General features: G+C 40.2%; 26 protein-coding genes. 3 read left to right on the top strand and 23 right to left on the bottom strand.

The annotated features are described in order from the left end of the window. Positions 1 to 2 precede the first annotated feature (2 nt). Positions 3 to 896, top strand: coding sequence for a LysR family transcriptional regulator (locus ACTJJQ_RS00880; protein ID WP_008342630.1), 894 nt, complete (start codon positions 3 to 5; stop codon positions 894 to 896). A gap of 160 nt (positions 897 to 1,056) precedes the next feature. Here the strand turns inward: ACTJJQ_RS00880 and ACTJJQ_RS00875 are convergent, their stop codons facing one another. From ACTJJQ_RS00875 to ACTJJQ_RS00855, 5 genes are all read right to left on the bottom strand, one after another. Continuing rightward, complete coding sequence (locus ACTJJQ_RS00875) at positions 1,057 to 2,178, bottom strand: ABC transporter permease (RefSeq protein WP_242730734.1); 1,122 nt, start codon at positions 2,176 to 2,178, stop codon at positions 1,057 to 1,059. Then, positions 2,171 to 3,337 carry an ABC transporter permease gene (locus ACTJJQ_RS00870; RefSeq protein WP_224563825.1) on the bottom strand — a complete coding sequence of 389 codons (1,167 nt, stop codon included), beginning with the start codon at positions 3,335 to 3,337 and terminating at the stop codon, positions 2,171 to 2,173. Before ACTJJQ_RS00870 ends, ACTJJQ_RS00875 begins: the two co-directional genes overlap by 8 nt. A gap of 19 nt (positions 3,338 to 3,356) precedes the next feature. Continuing rightward, positions 3,357 to 4,301 (bottom strand): ABC transporter ATP-binding protein, encoded by a 945-nt coding sequence (locus ACTJJQ_RS00865; RefSeq protein WP_242730736.1) that lies wholly within the window; start codon positions 4,299 to 4,301, stop codon positions 3,357 to 3,359. A 208-nt stretch (positions 4,302 to 4,509) separates the two neighbouring features. Continuing rightward, a complete protein-coding gene (gene fdhA, locus ACTJJQ_RS00860) occupies positions 4,510 to 5,724 on the bottom strand; it encodes a formaldehyde dehydrogenase, glutathione-independent (protein WP_046344086.1) in 1,215 nt (404 codons plus the stop codon). 427 nt (positions 5,725 to 6,151) lie between these two features. Continuing rightward, positions 6,152 to 6,754: a class I SAM-dependent methyltransferase gene (locus ACTJJQ_RS00855; protein WP_017367683.1), complete on the bottom strand. Its 603-nt coding sequence runs from the start codon at positions 6,752 to 6,754 to the stop codon at positions 6,152 to 6,154. A gap of 267 nt (positions 6,755 to 7,021) precedes the next feature. Between ACTJJQ_RS00855 and ACTJJQ_RS00850 the strand changes: the two genes are divergently transcribed. Then, positions 7,022 to 7,147, top strand: coding sequence for a YjcZ family sporulation protein (locus tag ACTJJQ_RS00850; RefSeq protein WP_008342643.1), 126 nt, complete (start codon positions 7,022 to 7,024; stop codon positions 7,145 to 7,147). A gap of 43 nt (positions 7,148 to 7,190) precedes the next feature. Here ACTJJQ_RS00850 and ACTJJQ_RS00845 read toward each other — a convergent pair whose 3' ends face one another. The 7 genes from ACTJJQ_RS00845 to ACTJJQ_RS00815 form a co-directional block, all read right to left on the bottom strand. Beyond that, positions 7,191 to 7,352, bottom strand: a complete 162-nt coding sequence (locus tag ACTJJQ_RS00845; protein ID WP_154666048.1) for a hypothetical protein — start codon at positions 7,350 to 7,352, stop codon at positions 7,191 to 7,193. A gap of 159 nt (positions 7,353 to 7,511) precedes the next feature. Beyond that, positions 7,512 to 7,646, bottom strand: a complete 135-nt coding sequence (locus ACTJJQ_RS00840; RefSeq protein WP_008342648.1) for a YrzI family small protein — start codon at positions 7,644 to 7,646, stop codon at positions 7,512 to 7,514. Between the two features lie 444 nt (positions 7,647 to 8,090). Next, positions 8,091 to 8,321 (bottom strand): YrhC family protein, encoded by a 231-nt coding sequence (locus tag ACTJJQ_RS00835; protein ID WP_061420905.1) that lies wholly within the window; start codon positions 8,319 to 8,321, stop codon positions 8,091 to 8,093. Positions 8,322 to 8,393: 72 nt separating this feature from the next. After that, positions 8,394 to 9,542, bottom strand: a complete 1,149-nt coding sequence (locus ACTJJQ_RS00830; RefSeq protein WP_008342652.1) for a bifunctional cystathionine gamma-lyase/homocysteine desulfhydrase — start codon at positions 9,540 to 9,542, stop codon at positions 8,394 to 8,396. A 1-nt stretch (position 9,543) separates the two neighbouring features. Continuing rightward, positions 9,544 to 10,467 carry a PLP-dependent cysteine synthase family protein gene (locus tag ACTJJQ_RS00825; protein ID WP_024718360.1) on the bottom strand — a complete coding sequence of 308 codons (924 nt, stop codon included), beginning with the start codon at positions 10,465 to 10,467 and terminating at the stop codon, positions 9,544 to 9,546. Positions 10,468 to 10,513: 46 nt separating this feature from the next. Continuing rightward, positions 10,514 to 11,209: a 5'-methylthioadenosine/S-adenosylhomocysteine nucleosidase gene (mtnN, locus tag ACTJJQ_RS00820; protein WP_019743016.1), complete on the bottom strand. Its 696-nt coding sequence runs from the start codon at positions 11,207 to 11,209 to the stop codon at positions 10,514 to 10,516. A 15-nt stretch (positions 11,210 to 11,224) separates the two neighbouring features. Continuing rightward, a complete protein-coding gene (locus ACTJJQ_RS00815; protein ID WP_242730742.1) occupies positions 11,225 to 11,866 on the bottom strand; it encodes a class I SAM-dependent DNA methyltransferase in 642 nt (213 codons plus the stop codon). 187 nt (positions 11,867 to 12,053) lie between these two features. On the opposite strand from ACTJJQ_RS00815, the gene ACTJJQ_RS00810 reads away from it, so the two are divergent. Then, complete coding sequence (locus ACTJJQ_RS00810; protein ID WP_026050117.1) at positions 12,054 to 12,260, top strand: YrzA family protein; 207 nt, start codon at positions 12,054 to 12,056, stop codon at positions 12,258 to 12,260. A gap of 141 nt (positions 12,261 to 12,401) precedes the next feature. On the opposite strand, the gene ACTJJQ_RS00805 is transcribed toward ACTJJQ_RS00810, so the two are convergent. The 11 genes from ACTJJQ_RS00805 to ACTJJQ_RS00755 all read right to left on the bottom strand — a co-directional run bounded on the left by ACTJJQ_RS00805 (position 12,402) and on the right by ACTJJQ_RS00755 (position 24,035). Next, positions 12,402 to 13,064, bottom strand: coding sequence for a YrrS family protein (locus ACTJJQ_RS00805; RefSeq protein ID WP_113747145.1), 663 nt, complete (start codon positions 13,062 to 13,064; stop codon positions 12,402 to 12,404). Between the two features lie 67 nt (positions 13,065 to 13,131). Then, entirely contained in the window at positions 13,132 to 14,874 is a 1,743-nt protein-coding gene (locus ACTJJQ_RS00800; protein WP_440599866.1) for a peptidoglycan D,D-transpeptidase FtsI family protein, read from the bottom strand. Positions 14,875 to 14,924: 50 nt separating this feature from the next. Beyond that, the gene (gene greA, locus ACTJJQ_RS00795; RefSeq protein ID WP_007501433.1) at positions 14,925 to 15,398 is read right to left on the bottom strand and encodes a transcription elongation factor GreA; all 474 of its coding nucleotides are present in this window, start codon (positions 15,396 to 15,398) and stop codon (positions 14,925 to 14,927) included. Positions 15,399 to 16,046: 648 nt separating this feature from the next. After that, positions 16,047 to 16,679 (bottom strand): uridine kinase, encoded by a 633-nt coding sequence (gene udk, locus ACTJJQ_RS00790; protein WP_007501435.1) that lies wholly within the window; start codon positions 16,677 to 16,679, stop codon positions 16,047 to 16,049. A gap of 7 nt (positions 16,680 to 16,686) precedes the next feature. Beyond that, on the bottom strand, positions 16,687 to 17,955 hold the full coding sequence (locus ACTJJQ_RS00785) for a peptidase U32 family protein (RefSeq protein WP_025207695.1): 1,269 nt from the start codon (positions 17,953 to 17,955) through the stop codon (positions 16,687 to 16,689). Positions 17,956 to 17,975: 20 nt separating this feature from the next. Then, complete coding sequence (locus ACTJJQ_RS00780) at positions 17,976 to 18,905, bottom strand: peptidase U32 family protein (RefSeq protein WP_160757496.1); 930 nt, start codon at positions 18,903 to 18,905, stop codon at positions 17,976 to 17,978. After that, positions 18,902 to 19,567: an O-methyltransferase gene (locus ACTJJQ_RS00775; RefSeq protein ID WP_008342672.1), complete on the bottom strand. Its 666-nt coding sequence runs from the start codon at positions 19,565 to 19,567 to the stop codon at positions 18,902 to 18,904. Before ACTJJQ_RS00775 ends, ACTJJQ_RS00780 begins: the two co-directional genes overlap by 4 nt. Positions 19,568 to 19,779: 212 nt before the next feature. Beyond that, on the bottom strand, positions 19,780 to 20,862 hold the full coding sequence (gene mltG / locus ACTJJQ_RS00770) for an endolytic transglycosylase MltG (RefSeq protein WP_440599865.1): 1,083 nt from the start codon (positions 20,860 to 20,862) through the stop codon (positions 19,780 to 19,782). Between the two features lie 73 nt (positions 20,863 to 20,935). Then, on the bottom strand, positions 20,936 to 22,024 hold the full coding sequence (locus ACTJJQ_RS00765) for an acetyl-CoA C-acyltransferase (RefSeq protein WP_242730750.1): 1,089 nt from the start codon (positions 22,022 to 22,024) through the stop codon (positions 20,936 to 20,938). Next, positions 22,012 to 23,469, bottom strand: a complete 1,458-nt coding sequence (locus tag ACTJJQ_RS00760) for an acyl-CoA synthetase (protein ID WP_369456506.1) — start codon at positions 23,467 to 23,469, stop codon at positions 22,012 to 22,014. The genes ACTJJQ_RS00765 and ACTJJQ_RS00760 overlap by 13 nt, the downstream gene beginning before the upstream one ends. After that, positions 23,469 to 24,035, bottom strand: coding sequence for a biotin transporter BioY (locus ACTJJQ_RS00755; RefSeq protein WP_242730752.1), 567 nt, complete (start codon positions 24,033 to 24,035; stop codon positions 23,469 to 23,471). The genes ACTJJQ_RS00760 and ACTJJQ_RS00755 overlap by 1 nt, the downstream gene beginning before the upstream one ends. Positions 24,036 to 24,092 lie beyond the last annotated feature (57 nt).

The following is a 24,092-nucleotide window of genomic DNA, read 5'->3' as shown; positions in this document are numbered from 1 at the left end:
CGTTGGAAATAAAGCAACTGATGATGTTCCAAACAGCATCAAAAGTATTAAACTTTACAAAAACAGCACAAATACTTGGCTATGCTCAATCTAGTATCACGGCAAATATCGCTGCATTAGAAGAAGAGCTAGGAACCCCTCTATTTGAAAGGCTTGGAAAAAGGGTCATTTTAACTGAAGCTGGCATGAAGTTTCAAGATTATACGGATAAGATTTTAGGTTTAACAGGAGAAGCATTAGAGGCTGTTGGTGGGATGAGTGAGCCAAGCGGCATTTTGAGAATATGTGCATCTGAAACACAATGTACCTATCGACTTCCTCATATTTTAACGGACTTTCAAACAACGTATCCTAAAGTAGAACTGATTTTTCGTCCCGGAATAGCTGAAAAGGATGTTTTAAATCTATTACTGGAAGGACAAATTGATGTCGCCCTATTATCGATGAATCCTGTCGTATCCTCACATTTAATTGTAAAAGAATTAAAAGATGAACCGATGGCGATTGTATGCTGTCCAACAAATCCATTGAGCAAAAAACAAAAAGTATATCCTATCGATTTAGACGAGCAAAGATTGTTGTTAACCGAAGACTGCGATTATCGTTATGCCTTCGAACACTCTTTGACACAGGCAGGAGCAAAACCGAGAAGTAAACTAGAACTAGCAGATGTAGAAGCCATAAAAAAATGTGTAATGGCTGGTTTAGGAATTGCTGTACTTCCCGAAATTTCTATAAAAAGAGAAATAACAGAAGGCCATATGATTAAAATCAATTGGATGGGACCCTGTCTCACAACGAAAATCCAACTATTCTGGCATAAAAATAAATGGATGTCTCCTGCTTTGAAGGCGTTTGTTGATTTAACAGAGGAATATATCCTTCTCAATGGGTAATGTGAAATATTTATTTGGGCAGCCTTCAATTTCTTTCACCATTGTACCTCAGAAAATATTAACGAGTTATCCAATCATTTTAAGTAAATCACATGTATACAAAAAGCCCTCTACATAGCTATAGAGGGCTTTTTAGAAGATACAATGTAAATACAAAGGATTAATAGGATCTGATACTCTTCAAACCAATGATCATAAAGACCACCGTAAAAGCAATTAAAACCGTCGCATCTAATAATAAGATAGAAAGATTAACATTGCCGCTCATGATCTCACCAAAACCAGACATCATCCACGTTTGCGGTATAGCCAAAGAGATCTTCTTCATAATGTCTGGAACGATATCTAAAGGCCAATAAATACCACCTAGCATGCATGATCCTACAATGACAATTGCACTAAATACTTCAGCTTGTTTTTTTGTATGAGATAAAGTGGCAATCATAAAACCTAAACTCACGACTAGCCCTATAACAAATGATCCAAACACTAGAATATGAATCAAGTTGCCTAAGTACATTTGAAAGAACACAGATAAGACGGTCAAAAGAACACCCAGTTGTAGCCATCCAAGGAGGAAATAAGCCATTAAATAACCCAGCAGCACATATATTTTATGAATTGGGCTCGAAAGCAATCTTTGCCATGTATAATCTTTATACTCCAAATGAATAGAAGACACAGAGCTTGAAATCGCAAACATCATAAACATAATGGTAAAGCCAAGCGGTATCAAATTGGGTTGTTGGCTTGCTTGACCATTTTGATTTTTTTCGGCCAATGAAATCGTGCCAGATTCATTTAACTTGTTCAATGCATTGGTGAGAGAAACACTTTTCTGCTCTTTCACACCCTGATTGATTTGATAAATGATGGCAGCTGTCTCTTTTAAATAGGGAGATAAGACTGCATATTCTTCAGTTTTTTTATAAACTGTCACATCAAAAATCTCTTTATTTTCTTTTAGATGGGACTTTAATTGGTTTACGACTTTCACAGACGCAACTACCTTTTCTTCAGATACTAAATCTTTTGCGTCGCTTTCAGTTGCCTTTACCCAGAGAAATTTGGTGTTTTTTTCGAGAATTTGAAAAATTTCTTGATCTAGTTTACCTTGACTGGGCTCTAGAATAAAAGCAACTGTCGGTTTCTTTGTATCAGATGCGGTACTACCAAAGATAAAACTAAATACAATTGGCATCACAAATAAAAAAATGAGGGTCAATGGGGACTTTAATGTTTCTTTTAACTTTAACGTGATAATGGCTAATATTTTATGCATAACGATGCTTCCTTTCAAAAGACATTCTTAATAAAGCAATGATGAAGAAAGCCATTCCCATCCCACAGCTAAGTAATAATCCGCTTTGAATTTCACTAAAATCAGCACCTGCCATACTTTTCAAAAACATTTGAAGTGCAAGAGAATTAGGTAAAAAATAGCTGGTATCAATCACCCATTGTGGGAATAAGTATAAGGGCACCATACTCCCACCTAAAGCAGCTAACACTTGAGTTCCTAAAATCCCCACACTGTTAAACGTTTTTTCTCTATTGATAAAAGAACCAATCAGCACCCCGAAACCCGCAGCATTTAATATAAAACTACATCCGATCATAACAACAGTAAAAGGCTCTCCCCAGTTCACCTTAAAGACAAAGCTAGTAAATAAAATAATGACCGCAAGTTGAATCATACTCATTAAAATAATGCCCAATAACTTTCCAATGATATAACTAGTATTGCTTAATTTTGATACTAGTAGTCTTTTATAAACTTCTTCTTCTTTTTCCTCTATCATACTGCCAACCAAGAAAACAACAGTCATTAATAAAAAAAGCACACCCATCCCGCCTGCGTAGTATTGGAAGGATGTAATCGGCTGGCTGTTGATATGAATATTCCTTTCGTTCACTAGTTCTTTTTTCAGTTGATCAGACACGATCTCCACTTCTTTACCTTGATTCAACGGCACCAGAATACGATTCATATGATAATTTTGAAAGAATTGCACAACCACATTCTCTAGAACCATTTCCTGTAAGTTTGAATTAGGTCCTTTCAAAATATTCAATTGCACATGATCGTGATTTAATAGGCTTTTTTCAAAATTCGGCTTGATGATTATACCCATTGTAATGTCTCTACTATTTAAATCTTTCTCTAATTGATTTTTCGAGGTGACCTTCACCTCAAATATGTCACTGAGTTCACTCTTAGACAAAGTTGAAAGAAACATTTTACTTGTAGCGGACTTATCCTGATCTGTTATTCCTACTCGAAATGAATTGATCCTAATTTCGCTATCTTTCTTCATGTTATCTCCAAATGCTGCACCTAATATAGCAATTAATATGATAGGCATAAAAAAAAGTGTAAAAAAGCTTTTCTTATCCCTAAAAAACAATAATAGATCTTTCAGTACAACCCAAATGCTCATATGCTCACCTCTATTCGGTCTAATCTCGTAATTTCTTACCTGTTAAATACAAGAATACATTTTCTAAATTTGGTTCTACAACTTCTGCTGAAATTAATTGAACATTTAATGTGGTTACACCTTGAATAAGTTGACTTAGTAAATGCTGAGGGTCGTCATCAAATAATGTGATTTGATTTTCCTGTACCACAAAGTCATTCAGTGGGTGGTATTCATTTATGTATTGGCACACTCGCTCCATATCCTTTTGTCCTTGTTCACATTTAATCGTAAAAATGATTTCTCTTTTTTCTCCAACAAGCTCAGCCAATTCACTTAAATCACCTACCTTAATGAAAGAACCTTGATCCATAATAGCTATTTTTTCACATAGATATTCGACTTCCTCCATGTAATGACTCGTATAAATAATTGTCATTCCTTCACTATTTAACGTTTTAACTGTTTCTAATATATGATTTCTGGATTGCGGGTCTATACCCACTGTAGGCTCATCCATTATTAATAGTTTTGGCCGATGCAAAATCGCACATCCGATATTCACTCTTCTTTTCATCCCTCCTGAGAATACTTTCACTTTATCATTCGCTCTATTGCCCAGACCAATTAATTCAAGGATTTCTTGTACTCTCCTTTTTAATTCTTCTCCTTTAAGTCCATACATTTTCCCCCAAAACGTTAAATTTTCTTTTGCTGACAAATCTAAATATAAAGCGATCTCTTGCGGAACAATGCCAATCAATTGCTGTGCATGCTTTGTTTCTTTATGTAGATCAATGCCTCCAATCGTAACAGTCCCGCTCGTTGCAGGTAGAAGTCCTGTCATGATGCCGATTAAGGTTGATTTCCCTGCACCATTAGGACCCAAAAGCCCAAATGATTCACCAGGTTTCAAGTGGAAGCTAACCCCTTTTAATACTTGTTTACCCTCATAATTTTTGATGATGTTCTGTACTTTTAGCAATTGTAATCTCTCCTCTATTCTTCCTATCTATCATAATCCTATCCAATCATTGCCAACTGTTTTATGGTATGTCTTTCAACTAAAGATCATTTTTTCCAATTTACTCATTTTACCACGTTATGAAATGTAGAAGAACAGTATAGGTCTTTTTATATTTATAAACAAAAAAACTTACAGGAAAAATCCTGTAAGTTTTTTCGATGGATCATTATTTAGAAAGCATCCCATGCGGGTCAATCACAAATTTCTTCGCCACACCCGAATCAAAATCGCTATATCCTTTAGGGGCTTGATCTAGGGAAATGACGGTTGCATTAACGGCTTTGGCGATTTGTGCTCTTCCGCTTAAAATAGATTTCATCAAGCTGCGGTGATATTGCATGACAGGGGTTTGGCCTGTCACAAAGGTATGGGCTTTGGCCCAGCCAAGTCCAATTCGCACTTTCAGAGATCCAACTTTTGCATCTTCATCCACAGCACCTGGATCTTCTGTGACGTAAAGTCCTGGAATTCCAAGTTTACCGCCAACTTTGGTAATATCCATAATTGTATTTAAAACGGTGGCTGGTGCTTCTCCTTGATCTCCATGACCTGAAGCTTCAAAACCGACACAATCGACCGCACAGTCGACTTCTGGCTCTCCAAGGATGTTTGTCATTTGTTCACCGATTCGATCATGTTTTCGTAAATTAATCGTTTCGCAGCCAAAGCTTCTCGCCTGCTCGAGCCTTTGTTCATTAAGATCACCGACGATGACAGCAGATGCGCCAAGGAGCTGAGCGGAATGCGCTGCTGCAAGACCTACTGGCCCTGCACCAGCAATATAGACGGTAGAGCCCGGCTTTACGCCAGCCGTATAAGCACCATGAAAACCTGTCGGGAAAATATCAGAAAGCATCGTCAAATCAAGTATTTTTTCCATCGCCTGATCTTTGTCCGGAAATTTGAGTAGCTGGAAATCAGCATATGGCACCATGACGTACTCCGATTGGCCGCCAACCCATCCGCCCATATCTACATATCCATAAGCTGAGCCAGGTCGATCGGGGTTCACATTTAAACACACATGGGTTTTTTGTTCTTTACACATGACGCAGCGACCACAGGCAATATTAAATGGAACTGATACGAGATCACCCTTTTGGATAAACTCTACATCTCGTCCAACTTCAACGACTTCACCAGTAATTTCATGACCAAGGACAAGTCCTTCAGGCGCAGTTGTACGCCCTCTTACCATGTGCTGGTCGCTCCCGCAAATGTTTGTTGTCACCACTTTTAAAATGACGCCATGCTCACACTTACGTCCAACATTGGCTTTAGGTACACCAGGGCCATCTCTTAAAACCAAATCAGGGTATCCAATATCCTCAACTGCTACATTTCCTGCTCCTTTGTAAACGACACCTTTGTTTCCCGACATGTTTTCATTCCTCCCTTTTTGTTTAAAAATGAAGTCTCTCCAAAATTCTCTCTTTCTCGGGCTTTTCCCTTCTTTTAACCACACATTGACTCAAAAAATAAGTGACAAATGTCTATCTAGGAGAGAAAAATGTATTTTCCAGTCAAATAAAAAAGAAAATATTGAAAAAAAAGCTAAACATTTGCAGAACATTGTCGATATAAGGAATAAGCCAGACAGGTATCCTTAATCGACAAACAAATTCCTTATATATACTATCATTCCTTACACACCTGGCTGGCCCCTACATATGAAATGAATGCAAAAGACTCTTCTTGTGAAGTGTCTTTTTTATTGATGAATGATCAATTCCCACATGCAAAAAAGGCCCTTCTGACGAAGAGCCTTTTTTAATTGCTTGTTCATTACCTGGGAAATATTTTCATCATTATTTTAAGGCTTTGATACAGATGTATGTATCATAATGGTAAACAGAGACGTCTCTAAAGTGATACGCTGAAAAAAGACAGCTGATGTCTTCTTCACTGTACGTTGAAAGAGACTGTGAGCGTTTTTGTTCCTTCATCAGTTCCTGCTTTTGAAAAGATAAGAATACTTCTCCATCCACTTGAAGAACGCGATATACCTCTTTCATGACTTGTTCTATATCTGGCAAGTAATAGATGGTCTGCACTGTGAACAATTTATTGAATGATCTGTCTTCAAAAGGTAATTGCTCAGCTTTTCCAAGTGTGATAACGGCTTTTTCCTGCTCGACAAGCCTCTTATGTTTTCTTTTCGCGTATTTTACCATATGACGCGAAGCATCGATTCCATATACTTTTCCTCGATCAAGTTTTTCTGCTACTTTAGATAATGTCATACCTCTTCCAGTACCAATTTCTAAAATCCGGTCGTTTTCTTGTATATTTAAGAGTTGAATCGTCCATTGATTGATATTATGATGATTTTTTTCCATATAGCGAGCTACCCATTTTGAGAACAAGCCCTTTGGTTCCCTCATTTGTTTTCCAATCCAGCTTTGAATCAATGTCAACACCTGCTTTGCACCAGTAAATAAAACTATTTACGAATTTTCTTACTTTTCATATCGGCTCTCGCCTAACAAAAGTTAAGACCTAGTCCTAATTCCTTTGTCTTTTATTAGACGGCACCTTTTCTGAAAATGTTTCGCACGTCATGAAAAATATTTAAACAAATAGGCATTTTCATTAATTGTGTTCAGATTGATTTCGTTTTCCGCATGAGCTGCATATTTTATGAATGTATCTTGATTAGATAAAGGTGGTGCTAGATTATGGGCTTTGGCGGTTATTCTGGAGGCTACTGCGGTGGCTACGGTGGCGGTTTTGCAGGCGGATTCGCATTGCTTGTTGTACTGTTCATTTTGTTAATCATCATCGGTGCAAGCTGGATTTGCTAATGTAAAAGGAGCAGGAAACGATGACGTTTCCTGCTCCTTTTCTTTAATACCAATAGGTTGGATAATTGTACATATAGCGTCTGAGCATTTCTTCTTGCTCTCTTTGCATTCTGTATGGATTGCCGTACCCGTGCTTTAAAGAATGCGGAATAGACGCATACCCGTGCCCCACTGACGGAAACCTCATATATGGTGACATCGACATTCATTGATCACCTCACAATCTCCTTTTACGGTTATCATATGTGCAGGTGATCAATGTGGAGCGTGTCTAAACCTGGTCCTTCTCCCTTGTATAACAATCAAGCATTGCAAGCATCATAAACATGTCAATCTCCTCCTTTTCATCTTTTTATTGTCCTTTTTAGTTCATGTACTTTAGTTGTTTCTGCTTCATTTCTTCATAAAATGTTTCGACTTGTTGTTCATAAAGAACCGTTTCAATGTCTTTGTATTTACGTTGGATCGTCAAAGTAATAAAAAATAAATGGATTGTCATATACGCTCACCTCCCTTCAGTTCGCAGCACGCGAAATAGCCCGCAGATCTTCTTTATCAGTTGACCTGCGGGCACACAAAAATGCAGATCAAAAGACAGTGTCTTCTAACCTGCGATGGATGATACGTGAAATCCTCGTTTACTTAAACAGTTTTGTAGCGTGAACCGTAAAAGGTAAAGGAAGGACACGAGCTCTTCCACAGGCTGATGACATGATGAAATTGGTTGTTGAATTGATCAAAAGTAGATACGAATAACATATTCTTCAGCCTCCTTTACGTTTTTAATTACTTTGTAAGTATATCCAGCAAGCACCATTTTGTAAACCTGTTTTTAGTAAATTAGATGATTTTTGTGTGTTTGACTAAATTTCCACAGTGATTCTTGTCCGATTATCCAGTGCAATTTAAAAAAGTCTCCTCATCATATGAGGAGACTTTTTGCTTAATCTTCATCTAGTTCTTGTAGCTTTTTTTGAAAAAAGATCGCACGTTTCACGCAAAGAAAAGCGGCTAATAAGAAAACACAATCAACTGCCATCATCAGCATTTTTGGTGATGCTTCTATGTGCTGATTCGGTAAAATCGTACCAATATATAAAAAGGTGCTGACAGCAAGCAAAATAAAAGCGTATTGCTTGTAATCTGTCACTAAACCATCCCACTTTTTCTTCACTTGTTTCACCTTCCCGTTATCAATGTCTATTGATAGCTTACCATAGTGAGAGAAAGCGAGGGGCATGTAAATCTATCCATTCGTTACTGCGTCGAGCCCTTGTTCAATATCATGTAATAAGTCATCAATATCCTCAATACCGACAGAAATACGGATTAAACCATCTGTGATGCCAAGCTCTTCTCTGCGCTCTTTTGGAATCGATGCATGGGTCATGCGAGCAGGAACAGAGATTAAACTTTCAACCGCCCCTAGGCTTTCTGCGATTGTAAACAATTTCAATTGGCTTAAAAACACGTCGACATTTTCTTCTTTTCCAATATCAAAAGAAATCATACCGCCAAAGCCTGTTGCTTGAGTTTTTGCAAGCTCATGACCTGGGTGAGCGCTTAAACCTGGGTAATAGACACGTGTAATCGCAGGATGCTGTTCTAAAAACTCAGCTATTTTCTGCGCGTTTTGTTGATGTGCTTCCATTCTTAGTCCGAGAGTTTTCATCCCTCGCATTAGAAGCCACGCATCTTGCGGTCCAAGAATACCGCCTGTAGAATTTTGAACAAAGTGCAGTTCTTCACCAAGCTCTTCAGTAGCTGTCACGACAAGTCCGCCCACCACATCACTATGGCCGCCTAAATATTTTGTGGCACTGTGCAAGACAATGTCAGCCCCATATGAAATCGGCTTTTGAAAATATGGGGTAAAAAACGTATTATCGACAATCATCAAGATGCCAGCTTCTTTTGTGATCCGGCTTATGGCTTGTAGATCGGTCATTTTCAGCAATGGATTGGTTGGTGATTCAATATAGACGGCTTTTGTTTCTGGTAAAATTGCTTTTTTCACCGCTTCAGGATCACTTGTGTCTACAAATGTGGCTTTAATGCCAATCCGGTTGAGCACCTTTGTCATCACACGATAGGTGCCGCCGTACACGTCATCAGTCAGTACGATATGATCTCCGCTGTTAAACAGCATCATCACGGCTGTAATTGCAGCCATCCCTGAACCGAATGCATAGCCGTTTGCCCCACCTTCAAGATCACGAATGACTGTTTCCAGTGCTGTTCTTGTTGGATTCGCAGTTCTGGAATATTCATATCCAGTGTGCTCGCCTGCTTTAGGCTGCTTATAGGTGCTGACTTGGTAAATGGGAACAGACACGGCTCCTGTTTTTTCATCCCCAGTGATTCCACTATGAATCATCATTGTTTTTGGCTTCATTTTATTTTCCTCCCTCATAAATACCTTTACTTAAATAACGTTCACTGCTATCAGGAAAAATGGTCACGATCACTGTCCCAGGTGATGCCTTTTTCGCTTCCTCTAAAGCGGCAAATAGAGCGGCTCCAGACGAGCTTCCGAGCAGAACACCTTCCTTTTCAGCTGCTTCTTTCACCATTCGGAAAGCATCATCGTCACTGACGGTATAAATCTCGTCAAATAAAGTCGATTCCATATAATCTGGAATAAATTCAAGGCCAATTCCTTCCGTTCTATGCGGTCCCGGCTTTCCGCCATTTAAAATAGATCCTTCTGGTTCCACGATCACTGTTTTTAGCGCTTCTTTTTGCTCTTTTAAATAGGCAGCACAGCCTTGAAACGTTCCGCCAGAGCCCGCTCCTGCTACAAACACGTCTATGTTCCCCTGGAGGTCAGACCATATTTCTGGCCCGAGTGTTTTGTAGTAAGTCAATGGATTTACTTGGTTTTTAAATTGCAAGACGCAATAAGCATTGTCAAGGCTTGCCTCTAGTTCAAGGGCTCGATCAATCGCACCCTTCATCCCATCTTTTCTTGGTGTATGAATAATCTCTGCACCAAGCGCCTTCATGAGCTGTTGTTTCTCTTGACTAAAATGTTCTGGTACACAGAAGATCGGATGCAATTGATGTTTTCTTGCACTTAGCGCAAGCCCGATGCCTGTGTTTCCTGCAGTTGCTTCAATAATGGTTCCGCCTGGGCGCAGTTTGCCCGATGCCAGCGCTTCTTTAATCAGCATATCGCCTAAGCGATCCTTAATACTTCCGCCTGGGTTCATCATTTCAAGTTTTGCATAAACATCAACACCTGCCGGCACACCCATCCCTGACAGTTTTAAAAGCGGTGTGTGGCCAATTAATTCCGTAATATCATGTATGACAGCCATATAAATCCCTTCCTTTGTATGGAAAAGAAGGGGGAAACCCCTTCTTTTATTGTGTTTGCTTTATCATACGCAGGACAAGGTCTGTTGAGTGAATCGCTGCTTGCTCTAGAAATTGATCAAAAGAGATATTGGATTCTTTCCCAGCAATATCTGACAACGCTCGAACGACCACAAATGGCGTTTCAAATAGATGGCAAACTTGCGCAACTGCAGCTGCCTCCATTTCCACTGCATACAGCTCTGGGAATTTCTCTCTCACAAACGCGACACGACCAGGATCATCCATAAATGAATCTCCTGTTGCAATCGTTCCTTTTGCCACTTGAATATGATCGATTTCTGAAGCAGATTCCTCTGCCAGCTTCACAAGCTGATCATCTGCGATGAAAGCAGCTGGTAATCCTGGCACTTGTCCATATTCGTAATTAAAGATCGTCACGTCCACATCATGATGTCTAACATCAGTAGAGATGACAATATCACCTACATTTAATGAGTGATGGAAACCGCCAGCTGATCCTGTATTGATCACATAATCTGGCTGAAAGCGGTCAAGCAGAAGTGTTGTGCTGACCGCTGCATTCACTTTTCCAATCCCTGATTTTAATAAAATCACTTCTTTATCTTCATAAACACCTGTTGTAAATTCACACCCAGCGATGTTTTCTTGTGTGGCATTCTTTAGTTGGTCTCTTAAAATCGTCACTTCTTCTTCCATTGCACCTATCACTGCGATTTTCAAATCAAAAACATCCTTTCATTCCCTTTTCTTCGCTTCTACGATCCACACAAAATCATTCATTTGATGAAAAGATGTGCTAAAACCTTCTTCTTCAAAGATTTGCTTTAACACACCTATGGATGGATAATATTCCGTTTCTAAATCCTCTGCAAGCTGATCGAATCCAGCGGCTTTCGCTTTGTTCGTTTCAGCTTGATGTGCTGCTTGATTTTGAAACATTGTATCAGCAAAGACTATTTTACCACCTGAGGGAAGGATGTTGCCATAGGTGTGGATGGCTTGTTTTTTTTCGTCGTCCGTTAAATGATGGAAAGCATATGAACTGACGATCGTATCTGGCTCAAAAGGTGGAGATGGAAACGATAAAAAATCCCCGTCATGAAATACATCTGGTATTCCTTTTTGAAGAGCCGCTTTCTTCATGGCCTCTGAAGGTTCAATGCCAAACACTTTCTTATCTGCTTGAAGCAGTGCCGCCGTTAGGTTTCCTGTGCCGCTTCCAAACTCAATGACATGTTGACCTGCACGGCGAGTAATCTCTTTTAGAATGGCCGGATACCGGCGAAACACTTCTTTATACTGCTCGTCATGACCACTTACCGTGTCATCATAAGATTCAGCCCAATGATCAAATAAAGAAAGAAACTCACGTCCCATTTTTCTTTCCCTCCACTTTATCTATTTATTCCTATCCGTATAGTATGTTTTATTCCGTCGAACAGTTCCTATCCTACCACATCTTCTGATTCTTTCCTACTAAAAAATACTGGGCGGGGTAGAAAAATATTTGCCCTTTTGAATGGGAGAGATTATGATGAATCTAGAGCATGGAGGGATGAATGAAATGGATTTTCAACTGGATTTTTTAAAGGACAAAATTGAATTTTTTGAAGCAACGTCTTTAAAAGAACTTGAACAAAAGATCCAAAAACAAATTGAACATAATCAGGCGATCTTGCTGACTGTTCATTCTGTAAGTCATCAAACAACTGTCATTGATGATAAGATTTTGTATACAGCAGTTGTTCATTTTAAAGCGAATATCTCATAAAAAAAGATCAGCGTGTAGGCAGTCAGGTCTATGCGCCGGTGCTAGTCCTTTCTAGACTGCAAAGGTTTTCTATCACGCTGAAAAGAAGAAAAAGGCTAAAATGAAGTTCATTTTAGCCTTTTTGCATGCATCTTTTTTATTTTATTTTAATTTTTCAACCTTCACAGGTTTCCAGCCTTTTTCATCCACCCACGTAATTTCTACACGGTAGCGTTCACCTGTTGATTTATCACGGATGGTTCCTTTTGCATCTTGAGGTCCTCCGTTATTTCCTAACCAAATAACAGTCATTTGGTCTTCTGAGATTCCTGTCGCATAGGACATGGCTTTGATCATTTCTTTCCAGTCTTTTGAGTTAGCATCATAGGTTGCTGTATGTGATCCCGATTGCTCTGTTCCTACAGGCTCCCAGTTATCGTTTTCATATGTTTTATCTACGTCACTTGTTTTACCGCCATCTGTTTCTGTGGCGTCTTTTAACGCATCTTTGTTTGGCTCTTCTTCTTCATCTGTTTTCTTTGTATCGTCTTTTTTGTCAGATGAATCGTCTTTTTTTGCATCCGCATCATCGGATGTGTCTTTCTTTTGATCTTTCACATCTTCTTCTGAGTTTTGTTTATTTTCACTCGATGCAGGTGCTGTTTTTGATGGTTCGTTGGCTACATCTTTCGGTGGTCTATTAAAAATTAACAAACTCGATGCGACAACCAAAATAAGCACCACAACGATACCAATTAATATGTTAAGCACCATATTCGCCTTTCTGCGCTTATCACGATGTTCAAATCGAGAATTTCTACTCAAAATCTCTGCACTCCTTTGCCTCTGTTCCCTAAGTCGTTACTATTCTAACATGACATGAAGGGATGTTCTATGTCTGTTTCTTTTCAATTTCATTGACCTTTTTTACAATATCATAAAACGCTTCATTTGTCTTAGCCCGGCCACTTTCCTCATCAAGGTGAACAACAACCAGAGCGTATTTTGGTTTTTCTGCCGGAAAGTATCCGGCAAACCACTTGTGATAAAGTGGATTCCCCTGTTTATCTTTGCTGCCGGTTTGGGCAGTGCCTGATTTCCCTGCTATATGGAACGGCAGGTCTTGAAATCTTCTTCCTGTTCCTTTGTCAGAGGTCACCACCTGCCTTAAGTACTTTTGCAAGGTTTGAGCTGTATAGCGGTCAATACTGTCACCATCAGGTCGTTTGTTTTGAAAGGATAGCATCGTTGTTCCGTTTTGATACATCACTTTATCTGCAATCCTCACTTCTTTTCGTTCTCCGCCCCTTGCAATCGTTGCCATCATATTGGCAATTTGTAAGGGGGTTGTTTTGACATTTTTTTGACCAATCGCCGTTTGCGCAATGGCTTTTTTGACATGCTTGTCTCTTTTATCTCCCCACACACTGCCTGTTTCTTCACGATCAAACTGTTTGAATTGTTGCTTATGGTATACATCCCCTTCCCAACCGGCTCGATCCACAAGCCCAAGCTTTGAAGCTGTCTTTTCAATGATTTGATCATCTGTTTGGATGAGCTGCTCAGCGAGTGTCGCAAATGTATAATTACAGCTTTGCGCAAAGCTTTCAGACAAATTCAGTACTTCCTGCTTTCCTTCTGGCTCTCCATATAAATTCTTTCGACAATCATACATCGTTTGTGGCTGGTTCAAGTTTTTTTCAATCGCTGCGGCAAGTACGACCGTTTTAAATACAGAACCGGGAGCCATTGCGGTCAGCATGTAATTTCTTGCCTCATGCCGGTTTTTGCTGGTCACATTTGGAACACTCGCCATCGCCAGCACACTGCTATTTTGAATGTCGAGCAGAACCGCTCCGCCTTTTTCAACACCTTGCGCTTTGAGAACATTCTCCATTTTCCTCTGCATGTCTTCGTCCATAGTTGTCTGCACTTGCAGCGGATAAAACGAATGAGCTTCTGCTGTATATTTGACGTCCATCCCAAACAAAGGGTTTCCCCTTCCGTCCACATGATATAACAATTTTGTGTCTTGCTCTGGTAATAGAAATTCGTCAAATGTACTTTCCAAACCGAATGTACCGATCTCAGTGCGAATCGAAAGCTCTTTTTTGTCCGGATAACGTTTTCTCAAGAGTTCTGGATTCTCGCTTGTGAAACCTAATGTGTGGAGGGCAAGTCTTTTTTTGTCCTTCTCTTTCATATATACGCCGTAAACACCTGAATATTTCATATCATTGATGTCTTTCAGCTTTTTTTTCGTGATATCATCTTTTAAAATGAGTGGTTTCTTCGTTTCTGTCAGCTGGCTCTTCAATTCATCTTCTTCCATCTCAAGTATAGAAGCGGTTTGTTTTAAGTGAGGCAGGTCATATTGCAGGAAAGGAAATATGATGACTGCAGGCTCTTCTTTTGTGAGAAGTGCCTCGCCGTTCCGATCTAAAAATTCGCCGCGTCCGTCTGAAATGACTACTTCTTCTGTCCGCTGCCTGACACTTTCTTGGATCAAATTAATATCAAGCTTTGAAAAAGATTCCGTGAAAAACAACTGAATTTCCGCTAGTCTAAATAGGAGACCGAGCAATAAGATAAAAATAATGACACCTGTCCATTGGATTCTTCTTGTTTTCAGCATAAAAACACCTCGTCCCTATTGTGGACGAGGTGTTTATCGTATAAACGTAATTATGAAATTTTTACAATTTGGACGAACATTTCTCCGCCAGGTGTTTGAACCGTGACTTTGTCGTCTACTTGTTTGCCTAAAAGGCTTTTTGCAATTGGTGAATCGTTTGAAATTTTGCCTTCAAACGGATCAGCTTCTGCACTTCCTACAATCGTATAAGACTCTTCTTCACCGTCTGGTAATTCAACGAATGTCACCGTTTTACCGAGTGAAACAATATTTGAGTTACCTTCATCTTCAATAATTTTGGCATTACGAATCATATTATCAAGCGTTGTAATACGACCTTCTACAAACGCTTGCTCTTCTTTAGCAGAATCATATTCCGAGTTTTCAGAGAGGTCTCCAAAACTTCTAGCGATTTTAATACGCTCTACAACCTCTTTACGTTTAACCGTTTTCAAATATTCAAGCTCTTCTTCTAATTTGCGCTTTCCTTCTTCTGTCATTGGAAATACTTTCTCTTGTGCCATGAATCATTCACTCCTTCTATTAATCCTCATCATACAAGCTTTCTGCATGTGAGTGACGACTGAAATATACAAGAATGAGGACATATTCCGGCCCTCATTCCTTCTGTCCCATATTCGTAAAAGTCCATCTTACATGGCGTCCCTTTTAGATGCAACTATTATGCCTTTTTATTAGGCAGGAACAGCAGCGGTCTCATGATGATGTATTATCTTCATCGCACAAACTGTGGAAAGGCACAGGAAGCTCCTGTACCTCGTTCGGCCATTTCGATCATATGTAGAAGAATAGCTTATCCATTCTCCATCTTCCAATACATAATATGGTCAGTGTACGATATGTCTATGCTATATTATTACAAAATTGCATTTTGATCAAGAATTGTTTGAAAATTTGTGATGATTTGTTTGTCGTTTTTTTAATATACTTTTACAAAGCAGGAATAACTGAAACTTTCAGCATCCCATCGTGATTTTCCTGTCTTCATTTCGCAGCATTGTTTTCCTATCATATCAAATCTTTTATTCAGAGGGCTGTTTCTTACAATGCTCACCGATGATTTCGGACTAGCCATTACTAAAGTATTGACTACAAGAGCATGATGTTGAAAAGACCTTTACGTCGTAAAGGTCTTTGTTCTTCTCCACCATTTACTCTCCGCGGTTTTGAAGAATCGTTTGAATTTTTGTCACCATGAGATCAATGGCCACATGATTTTGACCGCCTTCTGGGATGATGATATCCGCGTATCGTTTTGACGGTTCAATGAATTGATTGTGCATCGGTCTGACGACAGATACATATTGTTCAATCACGGAATCAATCGATCTGCCTCTTTCTTTCGTATCACGTAAAATACGGCGAATGATCCGAAGATCTGCATCAGTATCCACATACAGTTTAATATCCATTAAGTTTCTTAGACGTTCGTTTTCAAGAGCAAAGATTCCTTCAACGATGATGACATCTTTGGGTTCAACATGTACCGTCTCTTCTGAACGTGTGTTTAGTTTAAAATCATAAATCGGTTTTTCAATGGACTCGTACTTTAGCAGCGCTTCTACATGCTCAATCATCAGGTCATTGTCAAATGCAAGCGGATGATCATAATTGGTCAGCAGGCGCTCTTCAAATGGCATATGACTTTGATTTTTATAATATAAATCTTGCTGAAGCATGAGGATTGAATGTCCTTTAAATTTTTCGTAAATGGAATTGGTGACGCTCGTTTTACCTGAACCCGAGCCGCCAGCGATTCCAATCACCACTGGTTTTTTCCCCATGTGCCGGTTATTTCCCCTTTCTCATCATGTTGCTAGGGTATACTTTTTGATCAAGCTTAAATTTCACAATTTGCAGTGGATGACGAGCGGCATCGATTTCGTTCCCTTTTTCGTCCCAAATCGTCTCAATCTTACATGTGAAATTTTCGATTTCTGGACCGAAAAATTCAACTGCGTCGCCAGCTTTAAAGAAATTACGCTGCTGTAATGTGACAATTTGTTCTTGTTCATCATAATGAAGTACAAGACCGACGAAATCAAAGGTCGTTTTCTTTCCATGAATGCCAAACATTTGTTCATCCGTTCCTGGTACACCTTCAAAAAAGGCAGGAGCCGTGTCACGATTGGCACATTTGTCTAATTCATCGAGCCATTCTTGTTGAATGACGAAATTGTCTGGATCCGCACAGTAAGCATCAATGACTTTACGATAGACACTGACAACTGTTGCTACATAATGAATGGACTTCATTCGTCCTTCAATCTTTAAGCTGTCAATTCCCATTTCGATCATTTGCGGTATGGATTCGATGAGTTTTAAATCTTTTGGACTCATCGCAAATGGTGCATCTTCTTCACCGAATAAAGGCGCTTCCTCAGAGCCTTCTAGTTTATAAAGGTCATAATCCCAGCGGCAAGATTGGCAGCAGCCTCCGCGGTTTGAATCTCTCGCTGTCATATGGTTACTGAGCACGCAGCGGCCAGAATAAGCAATACACATCGCACCGTGAATGAACGTTTCGATTTCAATATCCACTTTTTCTTTCATTTCTTTAATCTCTAGAGCGCTTGTTTCACGTGCAAGGACCACACGCTCAAGCCCTTCTTCCTTCCAAAACTGCACAGCTTTCCAATTTGAAAGAGATTGCTGTGTGCTCAAGTGAACTTCAAGTTTTGGAGCTACTCGTTTGCATGTTTCGATGATGAGTGGATCAGCCACAATAATTCCCGCTACACCCGCTCCTTCAATCCCTTGAAGATATTCTTCCAGCCCGTCCATGTTTTCGTTGTGGGCGAAAATATTCGTTGTCACATAAATGCGAGCACCGTATTTGTTCGCAAATGCAACACCTTCTGCCATTTCTTCAATTGAAAAGTTATCTGCATTTGAACGAAGTCCAAATTCTTTCCCACCAATAAAAACAGCGTCTGCTCCATAATGCACAGCAATTTTTAGTTTTTCTAAGTTACCTGCTGGCGCTAGCAGTTCTGGTTTTTTTGTAATGACACGTTTTCCATCGATCACTTCAGAAATTCCATCTTTTAAAAGTGCCATTTCCTCTGCCTCCTTTTATCTTAATAAACCGTTTCTTTAAAGAAGAATCCTGTATCGATTGAGCGGTTGACAGGCTGGATATCTTCAATACGCTCCACCCATTCATCTTTCTGATCTTCATAGGCTTCCTTATCAGTCACTAGTAAATCAATGGCTTTTCGATAGAGGGATGTCACCTCTGTCATATAAGAAAGTGACTTTAAAATTCCGTCAATTTTAAATGAGTCAATGCCTGCGTCGACAAATTCTTCTAATTCATCAATCATACATACATCATTTGGACTCATAATGTGTGTGCCATTTTCATCCTCAAAAATAGGATATTTGTTTTGACGCTCCTGGTCGTGAAGGAATAGACCTTCTTCCATATTTCTTCCTTCCACGTCCATTTGTTTGCCTTGATATTCAAAATAGTTGCCAACAAGTGTCCGTTTCGATTGAAACATACAAGTCATGCCGTGGACTTGAATTTCAATCTCCACTTCAGCGTTTTCTTTGATATCAATCACACTATCCATATTGAGTTCTTTGGCAAGAACAGCACGTGTTGCGCCTTTTCTGCCCCAGTAGTTACAAGTGTAATAGTTTGTCCCAGTTGTTTCTGTACTCCAGTGCAAATTCAAGTTGACACCTGTTTCTTTTGCGGCCATGATCACTGCCGGATCTCCAAAAACGACACCATCCACGTTTAACCCATCGAGAAAGGTTAAATAATCTCCAAGCAGTGCCACACGGTCATTATGAAAAATCGCATTCATGGCGACATATACTTTTTTGTGATGTGCATGTGCGAGTTGAACCGTTTGTTTCACATCTTCTCTTGAAAACTCACCTGCAAGACGGATTCCATATGTTTGTTCACCTATTAAAAATGCGTCAGCACCCGCTTCAATGAGCGGCAGTACATCCGACACCTTGCTTGGCGTCACAAGCAATTCTGGTTTTTTCATGATTGGTCACCTCTTTTTGTACTAATGGCGATCCCATCTCCAACTGGAATGATACACGTTTGGTAGTCAGGATTTGACATCAGCCATTGATTGTATCGATCAATTTTGCCTATTAATTGTTTTTTTCGTTTATCTTCAATTTCTTCTTCATAATTTGTCGCAACTAAGCCTTTAAATAATACGTTGTCTGTAATAATCATTCCGTCATCGGACAGCATCGGTTCAAACAGCTCAAAAAAGCGTTGATACTGACCTTTTGCCGCATCAATGAAGATCACATCATAGGGCGCCATCGTCTGAACCGTTTTAGCTGATTCGATCGCATCGCCAAAAAACACGTGAATTCTATCTTTGAAATGTAATTCTTCAATATTCCGTGTCGCTTCCTCATAACGTTTTGCATTTCGCTCAATCGTATAGATTTCAGCATCTGGCAGAGCTTCAGCCATTCGAATCGCTGAATAGCCAATCGCTGTCCCAACCTCAAGAATCTTCTTCGGTTTTTTCAAAGAAAGCAGCTGCAATAACAGTTCAATGCTCACCTTTTCCATGATTGGCACATGATGCTCTTTCGCATACTCCTCTAATTGAGCGATGGCATCAGGACTCGGCTCAATTAAATCTTCAATATAATCATTTATTTGATCATCTTCGATTGTCATTATATGTCTAGCTCCTTCATGACCTGAAAAAGAAGAGTCCTGCCTATTGCAGCTCTCTTTCTCGTCAATCTTTCGTTCATCTAAGTAAAAACAACCCGATATATTTTACCACAAAGATGTGGTAATTGCGAACCTATAAAATGGATATAACAACGAAAAAAACTGCAGGCAATTTCACCATTGTCTACAGTCTTTTTCCTTTCACATGAGCGCTAGTTGCTGCCTGTGATGTATTTCGCTTTCGCTTTGTTGTGCTCATTTAACGTTTTCGTAAAGACGACTTCGCCATTTTTCTTTGCTAGGAAGTAAACAAAATCTGTTTTCTCTGGATGGAGTGCTGCTTTCCAAGAAGATTCTCCAGCATTGGCAATAGGTCCAGGCGGCAGCCCTTTGTTTGTATACGTATTATAAGGTGATTTCACTTTTAAATCTTTGTAATAAACACGGGACTTATGCTCGCCAAGCGCATAAAGAACGGTTGGATCTGTTTGAAGCGGCATGTCCTTTTTCAACCGGTTATAAAACACACTTGAGATTTTTGACCGGTCTGTTTTTTCGGTTGCTTCCATTTCTATCAGGGATGCCATCGTTAGGACATCATGGATGGACATCTTTCTCTTTTTCATGTCCTTTTCATACGTTTTCACATATTGATCTGTTTGTTTAATCATCGTGTCAATGATGGTTTCAAGTGATTCATCCTCACGATAAAACGGATACGTCGCCGGGAATAAATATCCCTCTAACGGATGCTTGACCTGTTTCCCGTTCACTTGTGATGTCACCGTTTTCGGGTATTTTTTCATTAATTTTTTAATAAAGGCTGGATCATCCAGCTTCGCTTCAACTTCCTTCGCTGAAAAATTCGTCTGGTTTGCGATAATAGCTGCAATATCAGACAACTGTTTCCCTTCAGGTATCACAAGCTGAAATGCGTAGTCTGTCCCGCCAGATGTCAGCTTTTGAATTAGCTGATCCGCATCCATTGTTTGTTTGAGATGAAAATAGCCCGCTTTAAAGCCTGACGCTTTTTTGTACTTTGCATAGTAAGTGAAAATCGTGTCATTTGAAATCAGCTCTTTTTCTTTTAAAATGCTCGCAATTCCACTGACAGATGTCCCATTTGGAATATGAATATTAATGGTTTGTTTGCTTTTTTGATCGACCGGCCCGAGTGCTGATTTTACATATAAAAAACCTGATAATGCTGCAATGATGATCACAGCAAGTACAGATAACAGGACGATCCCCATTTTCCGTTTAAAAAATGGTCGTTTCTTTTGTTCTGAAAACATGCATGGCCCTCCTCACATCTAGCTTTTATAGTACATGATTCGACGGAGTTCGGCAATTACTTGCTCATGCATGTCATGACAGAACTTGCCATAGTGCGGCTAAACCGACACCGCCTCCACTGCCAATTGCAGCCATGACATAACTTCCATTCGGTAAGGCGCGGGCTTCGTAAAACAGTCTCACCATCATAGCAGCTCCCGAGGCGCTATATGGATGCCCAAGACAAAGCGCACCGCCTCTTTTATTGATACGGTCATAAGGAATACCTAGTGTCCGGGCAATGAGTACTACTTTGAGCGCAAACGCTTCATTGATTTCAAAAAGTGCAACATCTTCTATCTTCACCTGTTCTTTATGTAAAAGTTTCTTGATTGCATCAATTGGTGAAGCAGCAGGATAATGCGGGTCCATAGCGGTCACGGCACTCCCGATATACCGCAGCATAGGGCTGAAGCCTTTTGCCTCCGCTTCCGCTCTTTCCATCACAACGACGGCAGCTGCACCATCTGCTTCTTTACAGCTATTGGTCACAGTCACAGTACCTTTGCCTGGTAAAAAGACAGGTTTTGCCCGCTTTATCAAGCTTGCAATCGGTCTTATTTTAGCTGCCGCTTCATCTGTACTCATCCCACTAATCGGAACAATTTCTTCTGAATACGTTCCTTGCTTGAATGCGGTTATACTTCGTTCCCAGCTTAAAAGTGCATAGTCATCTTGCTCTTGTCTCGCAACTGAAAATCTCGACGCCGTCAGCTCTGCCGCTTCCCCCATATGAGGGTCCCCTATCCACTCTGGAGAAAAGCGGGCCCTTTCTTTCATTGGTGACCGAGAAATGCTTTCCGTTCCACCAGCGATATACATTGATCCCTCCCCCGACTGAATCATGATGCACGCCGTTCTAATGGCTTCAAGACCGGAAGCACACTGCCTATCAATGGTCATACCCGGAGTATGTAATGAAAGCCCTGCTTCTAACGAGGACAGACGGGCAATGTTGCCACCACCCCCGACGACATTGCCTAAAATGATGTCATCTGGCTTGGTCACGTTTGAAAAATGCTGGATCAAGGGCGCAGCTAGATGCTCTGGCCGGTAATCCTTCAACATTCCATTTTTCTCACCGAAGGGCGTCCGCTTCGCTTGTACAATCACGGCTTGCATGATAATTGTTCCTCCGCCCATTTTTTCATACTGGCACGAGCGATTTTCCCTCCTGATGTTTCGATCATTTTGTCCGTGACGAGCCATTTTTTTGGTACTTTGTATGCCGCTAATGTTTCTTTTACCGCTTGCCGAATGGTTTTTGTTTGCTGTACATTCTCAATAATGGCAACAGGGATTTCGCCCCAATATGGATCAGGAAGTCCAATCACGATTGACCGATTCACCTCTGGCTGTTCATTCAGCACACGCTCAATTTCCTCTGGAAAAATATTCAGTCCCCCATAGACAATCATGCCATTCTCGCGGCCGCTCATATACAAGTAACCATCCTCGTCGAGCCACCCCATGTCATATACGGTCAGCCACTCTTCGGGCGGCTTTTCATCTTGTAAATAGCCTGAAAAAGACACTGGGCTTTTCACATAAATTCTCCCTATTTCATTTGGCTTGCAAACGGTTTGATCTGCCCTCCTGACTTCAACCTGAATAGAAGGAAAAGGCTTTCCGACAGAAGTAGGCTTTTGCAAAAAGTCATCTGAAGATAAATAGGAGACAAAACTCAATTCTGATGTTCCATAAAAATCAAAAAATGTGATGTGAGGATAGCGGTTGACGAGCTGTTTTTTTGAAGAGTTTCCCCAATCTGCACCAGAAGACAGGACAAGAAGCGGATTCTTTCCGAAAGCATCCATTTGCAGTAACGATTCTGTCATGGTCGGAACCGTATAAATAGCCGTGATGTCTCCTTTCTCTAAGGTTTTCTTTGCTTTCTCTGGCACAAATTTTTCTAACAATGTCACGGTGCCCCCGAAATAAAGTGTGCTGATCGCACCGTATAAAAAATGAGAGGATAAAAGTGTGCCTAAAATCAGTACATGGTCTTGATGTGTGATCCCAAAGACGGAAGCTGTCATTTGAAAGCTCTCGATCCATGACTGCTGGCGTCTTATAAAGGCTTTGGGCGATCCCGTTGATCCTGAAGTAAAACCCATATAAAAAGCAGGATCTTCCTCCGTATTACTTTTGTTCGATTGAACGTTTATGCTGAGACTGATTTTTTCTTTCCATTCAGATAAAGAGAGCACTGGCATATCCAGCTTGTACTTTTCAATTCTTTTGATATATCGATCTTCCACAATGACAAGGTCTGCCTCGCTTAATAAGAGCTTTTCCGCGCATTCCTTATCACTCCACCGCGGATCAAGAGGCACCGCTGTCCATCCTGCAGAAGCTGCGCCAGCAAATAGTTGGAGAAACGGAACACCATTTGATAATAAAAAAGCGACTCTTTTTTGCTGATGAGGCGTTTCTTTTAACCATTGTGCAGATGACTTCACATGCTCATGCCATTCTTCATAAGTGATCTGCTCTTTTTCATCTATGATCGCCATCTGATCTGGCTTCACTTTTGCATGAGCTGCATAGCTTTCCGTTATTCTCATCAAACTGCTCGCCTCCCTCTATGGAAGTCCCTTTTTCGATATGACATCGCTTGAATGATTTTCACCGTGAAGACGGCACATATCCCTGCTTTGATCAGATCACCCGGTAAATAAATGACGCTGAACAGAGCTGCTTGCGTGATCTTTATATGCATCATCATGGCTTGAAAGGGAATTCCACCTATATATAATATCCCGATACTGCATACCGCATAGATCAAAAATAGTCGTAAGGCCGTCACTTTCTTCAGCTGGTTCAGCCACAGGCTGATCATAAAGGCAGCCACTGGATAAGCAAGTAAAAAACCACCACTTGGCCCAAAAAAGACCCCTATTCCACCTCTCCCTCCAGATAAAAGAGGTGCGCCTGCTGCCACTATTAGAAGAAACAGAAGTAAACTAATCAGGGCTTGCTTTGGTTTTAACAGCCCTCCAGCAAGCAAAAGACCTGCGGTTTGTAAGGTGATTGGTACAGGTGTAAACGCAAGAAAAATAGGCGGAATCAATCCTAACATCCCAATAACTGCTGTCATGAATGCCATTTGCATCATATCGTGAATTTTCAATTTTCATACCCCTCACTCGATGTTTTTGATAAAAATAGCGTAAAAGGTCGAGTGATA

The sequence above is a fragment of the Bacillus sp. 22483 genome (assembly GCF_052044605.1).
GTDB lineage: Bacteria > Bacillota > Bacilli > Bacillales > Bacillaceae > Bacillus > Bacillus altitudinis.
Note: the sequence above shows the minus strand (reverse complement) of the source record. Positions and strands in the feature narration are given on the sequence as shown.

What these genes read in the sequence shown, in the direction of transcription:
- ACTJJQ_RS00875 (WP_242730734.1), bottom strand. Translation starts at nt 2,178, where the DNA reads ATGCATAAAATATTAGCCATTATCACGTTAAAGTTAAAAGAAACATTA.
- ACTJJQ_RS00870 (WP_224563825.1), bottom strand. Translation starts at nt 3,337, where the DNA reads ATGAGCATTTGGGTTGTACTGAAAGATCTATTATTGTTTTTTAGGGAT.
- fdhA (WP_046344086.1), bottom strand. Translation starts at nt 5,724, where the DNA reads ATGTCGGGAAACAAAGGTGTCGTTTACAAAGGAGCAGGAAATGTAGCA.
- ACTJJQ_RS00850 (WP_008342643.1), top strand. Translation starts at nt 7,022, where the DNA reads ATGGGCTTTGGCGGTTATTCTGGAGGCTACTGCGGTGGCTACGGTGGC.
- ACTJJQ_RS00845 (WP_154666048.1), bottom strand. Translation starts at nt 7,352, where the DNA reads ATGTCGATGTCACCATATATGAGGTTTCCGTCAGTGGGGCACGGGTAT.
- ACTJJQ_RS00840 (WP_008342648.1), bottom strand. Translation starts at nt 7,646, where the DNA reads ATGACAATCCATTTATTTTTTATTACTTTGACGATCCAACGTAAATAC.
- ACTJJQ_RS00830 (WP_008342652.1), bottom strand. Translation starts at nt 9,542, where the DNA reads ATGAAGCCAAAAACAATGATGATTCATAGTGGAATCACTGGGGATGAA.
- ACTJJQ_RS00825 (WP_024718360.1), bottom strand. Translation starts at nt 10,467, where the DNA reads ATGGCTGTCATACATGATATTACGGAATTAATTGGCCACACACCGCTT.
- ACTJJQ_RS00815 (WP_242730742.1), bottom strand. Translation starts at nt 11,866, where the DNA reads ATGGGACGTGAGTTTCTTTCTTTATTTGATCATTGGGCTGAATCTTAT.
- ACTJJQ_RS00810 (WP_026050117.1), top strand. Translation starts at nt 12,054, where the DNA reads ATGGATTTTCAACTGGATTTTTTAAAGGACAAAATTGAATTTTTTGAA.
- ACTJJQ_RS00800 (WP_440599866.1), bottom strand. Translation starts at nt 14,874, where the DNA reads ATGCTGAAAACAAGAAGAATCCAATGGACAGGTGTCATTATTTTTATC.
- greA (WP_007501433.1), bottom strand. Translation starts at nt 15,398, where the DNA reads ATGGCACAAGAGAAAGTATTTCCAATGACAGAAGAAGGAAAGCGCAAA.
- udk (WP_007501435.1), bottom strand. Translation starts at nt 16,679, where the DNA reads ATGGGGAAAAAACCAGTGGTGATTGGAATCGCTGGCGGCTCGGGTTCA.
- ACTJJQ_RS00785 (WP_025207695.1), bottom strand. Translation starts at nt 17,955, where the DNA reads ATGGCACTTTTAAAAGATGGAATTTCTGAAGTGATCGATGGAAAACGT.
- ACTJJQ_RS00780 (WP_160757496.1), bottom strand. Translation starts at nt 18,905, where the DNA reads ATGAAAAAACCAGAATTGCTTGTGACGCCAAGCAAGGTGTCGGATGTA.
- ACTJJQ_RS00775 (WP_008342672.1), bottom strand. Translation starts at nt 19,567, where the DNA reads ATGACAATCGAAGATGATCAAATAAATGATTATATTGAAGATTTAATT.
- mltG (WP_440599865.1), bottom strand. Translation starts at nt 20,862, where the DNA reads ATGTTTTCAGAACAAAAGAAACGACCATTTTTTAAACGGAAAATGGGG.
- ACTJJQ_RS00765 (WP_242730750.1), bottom strand. Translation starts at nt 22,024, where the DNA reads ATGCAAGCCGTGATTGTACAAGCGAAGCGGACGCCCTTCGGTGAGAAA.
- ACTJJQ_RS00760 (WP_369456506.1), bottom strand. Translation starts at nt 23,469, where the DNA reads ATGAGAATAACGGAAAGCTATGCAGCTCATGCAAAAGTGAAGCCAGAT.